Raw genomic sequence first — 6,267 nt, forward strand, 5'->3', positions numbered from 1 at the left:
CCGTACGGCGCGCCCCGAGCGGTCGACGACCGCTTCCCCCGTTCGTTCCACCCCACGGGAGGGACCCATGCACAGCGACACGCCCCGCGACACGGACATCGACAAGGCCCGGATCCGGTTCGCCGAACTGCGCGGCAGGGACACCACCGTCCCGGCCGCCGAACTCGACGAGATCTGGGCCGCGTTGCCGACCGTCCGCGTCGAGGAGATCCTCGGCACCTGGCGGGGGAGCGGCTTCGACACCGGGCATCCGGTCCACCGCCGCCTGCTGGCCTCCGGCTGGTACGGCAAGACGTTCCTCGCGGCCGACGACGCCAAGCCGCTGATCATGCGCGGGGAGGACGGCGTCCTGTACTCCGACACCGAGCAGGGCAAGGGCGAAGCCGGCCTGTGGATGGTCGAGTTCCGGGGCGAGGTGACGGCCACCATGATCTACGACGGCCGGCCGGTCCTGGACCACTTCAAGGCGGTCGACGACCGCACCCTCATGGGCATCATGAACGGCAAGGGCTTCGGCGCGAACGGCCCCTTCTACTACTTCGTCCTCGAACGGGCATGAGCGGGAGGACGCCGTCCCCGGCCGGCGGGAGCGGAGCGCGGGCGGCCGGCCGGGACGGAGCACACCGGTGAGGGCCGCGGTGGTGGACACGCCGGGCGGCGGGTTCACCGTCCAGGACATCGACATCGCCGAACCCGTGGGCCGCGAGGTGCTGGTGGAGGTGCGGGCGGCCGGCCTCTGCCACACCGACCTCACCCTCGCCCGGCAGAGCACCTCGCCGTATCCGCCGCCGGTCGTCCTGGGCCACGAGATCGCCGGTGCCGTCGTCGCCGTCGGACCGCACGCCACCGGGTTCGCCCCCGGCGACCACGTGGTGGGCTGCCTCGTCCAGTGGTGCGGCACCTGCCCGGCCTGCCGCGACGACCGGCCGTACCAGTGCCACCGCCCCGGAGCCACCCTGCGCGACCCCGAGCGGCACCGCCTCCCGCGGCTCAGCCGCGACGGCCACCGCATCACCCAGGGGATGGGCCTGGGCGGCTTCGCCCAGCGGGCCCTCGTCCACGAGAACCAGCTCACCGCCGTGCCCCGCCGCCTGCCGCCCGCCCCCGCCGCCCTGCTCGGCTGCGCGGTGCTGACCGGCGCCGGGTCCGCCCTCAACGCCGCCCGCATCCAGGAGGGCGACACCGTGGCCGTGATCGGAGCGGGCGGTGTCGGACTGAACACGATCGCCGCGGCGGAACGTGCCGGCGCCTCCCGCGTCGTCGCGGTGGACGTGCACGACGTCCGCCTGCGGCGGGCGCGCGCCTTCGGCGCCACCGACGTCGTCAACTCCGCGACCACGGACGTGGTGGCGGCGGTCCGTGACCTCACCGGCGGGGGCGTGCGGCACGCCTTCGACGTCGTCGGCACGGCGGCGACGGCCGACCGGGCCCTGCGCATGACCGCCCCCGGCGGGGACGTGTACGTGGTGGGCCTGGCCGCCGGCGGCACGGGTGAACTGAGCCTCTCCCTGCCCCGGCTGCTCCTCCGGCAGAAGCGGATCCAGGGACTGGTCATGGGCTCGGCCACCCCTCGCCGCGACATCCCCCGCTACGCCGAGCTGTACCTGCGAGGGCGCATGGACCTCGACGGCCTCGTGTCCCGCCGGATCGCCCTGGACGAGATCGACGCGGGCTACGCGGCCCTCCGGGACCCGGAGGTGGCACGCGTCGTCGTCACGTCGTTCTGAGCACGGACGCCACCGCAGGACCGGGGGACACGGCACCGGCCCCGGCCCGCCGCACCGGTACCTCCCCGCGACGCATCTCCGCCCCGGGTCACTGGCGCCCGGCCAGCTCCGAGCGCTTGTACGAGTACAGGAAGTAGATCCCGCACCCGAGCAGGAACCACATGAGGAACCGCACCCAGGTCTGCCACTGCAGGAACGTGATCAGCCAGATCGAGAAGACCACACCCAGCGCCGGCACGAACGGCATCCACGGCGTACGGAAGCTGCGCGGCAGGTCCGGCTGCCGGTAGCGCAGCACGATCACCGCCGTGCACACCACCACGAACGCCAGCAGGATGCCGATGTTGGTCAGTTCGGCCGCCTCCGAGATCGGCAGGAAGCCGGCGATGGCCGCCGACGCCACCCCGACGATCCACGTCACGCGCGTCGGCACGTGCCGTGTGGGGTGCGTCTTCGCGAACCACTTGGGCAGCAGCCCGTCCCGCGACATGGAGAACCACACCCGGGTCACCCCCAGCATGAACGTGAACATCACGGTGAGGATGCCGACGATCGCGCCCACCGCGATCACGTCCGCCAGCCGGTCCAGCCCCACCGACTGGAAGGCGGTCGAGAAGCCGCTCTCCTTGTCGATGTCCTTGTAGTTCTGCATACCGGTCAGCACCAGGCAGGCCGCCACGTACAGCACCATCGCGATCGCCAGCGAGTAGATGATCGCCTTCGGCATGTGCCGCCGCGCGTCCTTGGACTCCTCGGCCGCCGTCGACATCGCGTCGTAGCCGAAGACCGCGAAGAACACGGTCGCCGCACCCGTGAACGCCCCGCTGACCCCGTAGGGGAAGAACGGGTGGTAGTTGGCGGTGTCGATGTGGAAGACGCCGACCCCGATCACCACCAGCACGACCAGCACCTTCAGCCCCACCACGATCGTCTCGAAGCGGGCCGCGCTGCGGATGCCGAGGGTCAGCAGCCAGGCGATGAGCAGGCACAGGAGCGCCGCGAACAGGTCCACCTTGTGCCCGGCGCCGGTGCCGGGCGCACCCAGCATCCAGGCGGGCAGCTGCGCGCCCATGTCCTCGATCAGGAAGCTGAAGTAGCCGGAGATGCCGATCGCGACCACCGCCACGATCGCCGTGTACTCCAGGAGCAGGTCCCAGCCGATGAACCATCCGGCGAACTCGCCGAGCACCGCGTAGCCGTAGGTGTAGGCCGAACCCGCCTTCGGGATCATGCCCGCGAACTCGGCGTACGACAGGGCCGCCGCCGCGCTGGCCACGCCCGCGATGAGGAAGGACACCAGGACCGCGGGCCCCGCCGTGCCGTTGGCCACCGTGCCGGCGAGGGTGAAGATGCCCGCGCCGATGATGCCGCCCACGCCGATCGCGGTCAGCTGCCACAGTCCCAGCGTCCGCTCCAGCCGGGGTCCCTCACCGGCTTCCGTCTCCTCGATGTGCTCGATGGGCTTGCGGCGAAGGATGCCCTCGCCCCCGCGGAGTCCGGTCATCCGACTCACCTCTTCGCCTACGGCAACGACTGACGGCAGACGGTGCCGGCCCGCCGCCGGGTCCGCGGGACCCTCACGCACGCGGTCGGACCACGACGGGAGGGCGGCCACCGGTCCGGGTCCCGCCCGCGGCACCACCGTCACCGACCATCGTCGCGCCTCCACCGGGCGGACCGCGACCGGGCCGCCGGTCCGGGGGCCGATCAGTTCGGCGGAGCCCGCCACCACCGCGTCCGCCCCCAGCCCGCCACCGGCCCTCGCCAGGCCCTCGCGGGGACGCCGCGCACCGTGCGGAATCCCGGCGGATCCCGGACGTCCCCCTCACCCGTTCGGCTGCCTCCCGGATCCGCTGTACGAGGCGCTCGGCGATCTCACGGCCGGCGGGCCCGGGTGCTCCTCGTGCCACCCGCCGCGGGATCACGGCCGCCCGGCGTCCCCGGGAGCGTGACGTCGCCGGGCCGGGCGATCAGCCCGGTTCCCCCGGAGGACTCACGCACCACGGTCGCCTCCAGGACCTCCCCGGCCTCCCCGGGCGGCTCCAGGGGCCCGCGCCGATGGCGCCCGGGCAGCGATGCGGGGACCTGTCCGAAAGCCCCCCTCACGCGGGGTCCGCGACGGTGGGCGGGGCGGGGCGGGGGACGACGGGTGCCGGGGCGTACTGGGCGGCCTGGGCGTCGAACATCGCGGCGTACCGGCCCCGGGCGGCCATCAGCTCCTGGTGACTGCCCTGTTCGGCCAGCCGGCCCCGGTGCAGGACGTAGATGCGGTCGGCGTGCCGGACCCCGGACATGCGGTGGGTGACCAGGACGACGGCCAGGTCCGGGGAGGCGAGCCGGCGGATGCGGTCGAAGGCGGCGATCTCGGCCTGCGGATCGAGGGCGGAGGTGGGCTCGTCCACGATCAGGACGCCGTCCGCCGTCGCGGTGGAGCTGCGCCAGTGGGTGCGGGCCAGGCCGATCTTCTGCCACTCGCCGCCGGACAGTTCGCTGGCGCCGCGGAACACGCGGGCCAGCAGGCTCTGCAGGCCCGCGGGGAGTCTCGCGAGGACCGGTCCGGCATTCGCGTACTCGACGGACGGCATGAGGTCGTCGGGGCCGGCCTCGTGGGCGGGCCGGCCGATCCGGATGTTCATCGCCGCCGTCACGGGCCAGCGCTGGAAGTCCTGGGTGAGCAGCGCGACGCGGTCGAAGAGCTGGGAGCGGTCCAGGGAGGCCACCTCGGCGTCGCCCCACCGCACGGTGCCGCCCTGCGGCAGCAGCAGGCCCGACAGCAGTTTCATCAGGGTGCTCTTGCCGGAGCCGTTCTCACCGACCACGGCGGTGACCGAGCCCATGGGCAGCGTGAGCGACACCTCGTCCAGGGCGGGGTCCGCCCGGTCCGGGTAGCGGTAGGTCACCCGGTCGAGCGTGACCTGCCCCACCCGCGCGGGCACGGGACCGCCTCCGCGGGGGATGTTCCGGCGCGCCGCCTCGTCCAGGAAGCGGGAGTGGTCGCGGACGTAGAGGGATTCCTCGTGCAACTGGTTCACGTTCATCACGAGCGCGCCCAGGCTCGCCGACCCGGAGCGGACGGCGATGACGGCGGTGCCGGCGACGGCCAGGTTCATGTGCCCGCCCATGATCAGCCAGAACATGGTTCCGTACGTGGCGGCCATGGCCACGCCGGACAGCGCGGCGGCCGCCCACTCCGTGACGGCCTTGCTGGAGGCCAGGCGCTCCTGCTCGGCCTCGGCGCTCTCGGCCATGCGCTCGTAGCGGCCGAGCAGGAACGGCCCGACGGAGTGGATGCGCACCTCCTGGGCGGCGGTGCGTTCGGTGAGCAGGTTGCCGATGAGGCGGCCGGCCCGTACGTGCTCGACCCAGCTCATCACCGACACGTACCGTTCCTGGGCCACCCGCATCGCGCCCCAGCCGCGCGGGGCCGCGATCAGGATCAGCATCGGCAGCAGGGCCGGATGCAGGACGGTGAGCACTCCGGCCGTGGAGATCAGGGAGACGCCCCCGTTCAGCGAGGCCACGCAGGCGCCGATCATGCGGCGCGCGGACGCGGCGCCGTACTGGGCGACGTCGATCAGCCGCCGGAACTCCGGCTCCTCGATGGCCTCCAGTTCCACCGACGCGGCGGCGGCCAGGTACTGGGTCGTGGCGATCCGTTCGACCAGCGGTTCCAGCCGGCCGGCCCGTGCGGTGGACCACCCGGCCAGGACCGAGCCGGCCCCGGCCGCCCCGGCGGCGACGGCCAGGCCGGGGAGCATCGCGTGCAGCCGCTCCGCCGGCGTGCCGGAGCCGAGCAGCGCGTGCATGACGGCGTTGACCGCGAGCAGCCCCACGGCCGCGGCGATCCCCTGCCCGACCTCGCTGACCGTGACGGCGAGCAGGGCGCGCCGGTTCGCCTGCCAGGCCATCCGCAAGGTCGCCCCGACCAGTCCGGGCATGGAACGCAGGGCGGACAGCATGGTCAGGTCGAGCTGGGCGTGCTCGTGCTCCGACCAGCCCATGTCGTAGCGCAGCGGACCGCCGAACAGCTCCCGCTCGGCGTCGGAGACCTGGGGCTCGGCCATCCGCACACGGCCGAAGAACCCCCGTACGCGACGCCCCCCGGCGGGGGCCTTCGCCCTTTCCGCGGACTTCGTCATCGGGTTCCCCCCGAACCCGCGGGGGAGCCCGCACCCGGGCGGGAGCCCGAAGCTCCGTCGGGTCCCGGCGCGCCGGGCCCCGGTCGTTCCTGTGTGCCGGCCGAGGTCATGGTGGCCCCCTAGCGGGTCGCTGCGGTTGGCGTCCCGTGCTCAACGACCCGGCCGGCATTTCGAACACCTGTGTTTCGGTCGTGTGCTGACCCCCGGGAGCGGGGCGTGGCGGAGCGTGGGGGATGCACCGACCCTTGTCGCGCAACGGGGCAGGCGCACGGCGGCGGTGGCCGAAACGCCGAGCACGCCTCGAGCCCGGGCACGCCTTGGTCCCGGGCCACGTCCGTCCCGCGGGCCCGGGACCACACGCGCCGGGTGGGGCCGTCTTCCGGACGGCCCCACCCGGCGCG

Annotated in this window: 4 protein-coding genes; 2 read left to right on the plus strand and 2 right to left on the minus strand. The window is 73.7% G+C overall.

Annotated features, from left to right (window positions below; translation table 11 throughout):
* Positions 1-67: 67 nt before the first annotated feature.
* Together AOK18_RS21750 and AOK18_RS21755 are read left to right on the plus strand one after the other, a co-directional pair.
* Positions 68-559 carry a DUF4334 domain-containing protein gene (locus tag AOK18_RS21750; RefSeq protein WP_055695443.1) on the plus strand — a complete coding sequence of 164 codons (492 nt, stop codon included), beginning with the start codon at positions 68-70 and terminating at the stop codon, positions 557-559.
* Positions 560-626: 67 nt separating this feature from the next.
* Complete coding sequence (locus AOK18_RS21755; RefSeq protein WP_055695444.1) at positions 627-1,727, plus strand: zinc-binding dehydrogenase; 1,101 nt, start codon at positions 627-629, stop codon at positions 1,725-1,727.
* An 88-nt stretch (positions 1,728-1,815) separates the two neighbouring features.
* On the opposite strand, the gene AOK18_RS21760 is transcribed toward AOK18_RS21755, so the two are convergent.
* Both AOK18_RS21760 and AOK18_RS21765 read right to left on the minus strand, forming a co-directional pair.
* Positions 1,816-3,231, minus strand: a complete 1,416-nt coding sequence (locus AOK18_RS21760; protein WP_055695445.1) for an amino acid permease — start codon at positions 3,229-3,231, stop codon at positions 1,816-1,818.
* A gap of 598 nt (positions 3,232-3,829) precedes the next feature.
* Positions 3,830-5,791, minus strand: coding sequence for an ATP-binding cassette domain-containing protein (locus AOK18_RS21765; protein ID WP_055695446.1), 1,962 nt, complete (start codon positions 5,789-5,791; stop codon positions 3,830-3,832).
* Positions 5,792-6,267: the final 476 nt, after the last annotated feature.

It is taken from the genome of Streptomyces prasinopilosus, from assembly GCF_001419695.1.
Classification (GTDB): Bacteria; Actinomycetota; Actinomycetes; order Streptomycetales; family Streptomycetaceae; genus Streptomyces; species Streptomyces prasinopilosus.

Excerpts from the sequence above, each read along its gene's own strand:
- AOK18_RS21760 (WP_055695445.1), bottom strand. The coding sequence starts at position 3,231 with ATGACCGGACTCCGCGGGGGCGAGGGCATCCTTCGCCGCAAGCCCATC.
- AOK18_RS21765 (WP_055695446.1), bottom strand. The coding sequence starts at position 5,791 with ATGGCCGAGCCCCAGGTCTCCGACGCCGAGCGGGAGCTGTTCGGCGGT.
- AOK18_RS21750 (WP_055695443.1), top strand. The coding sequence starts at position 68 with ATGCACAGCGACACGCCCCGCGACACGGACATCGACAAGGCCCGGATC.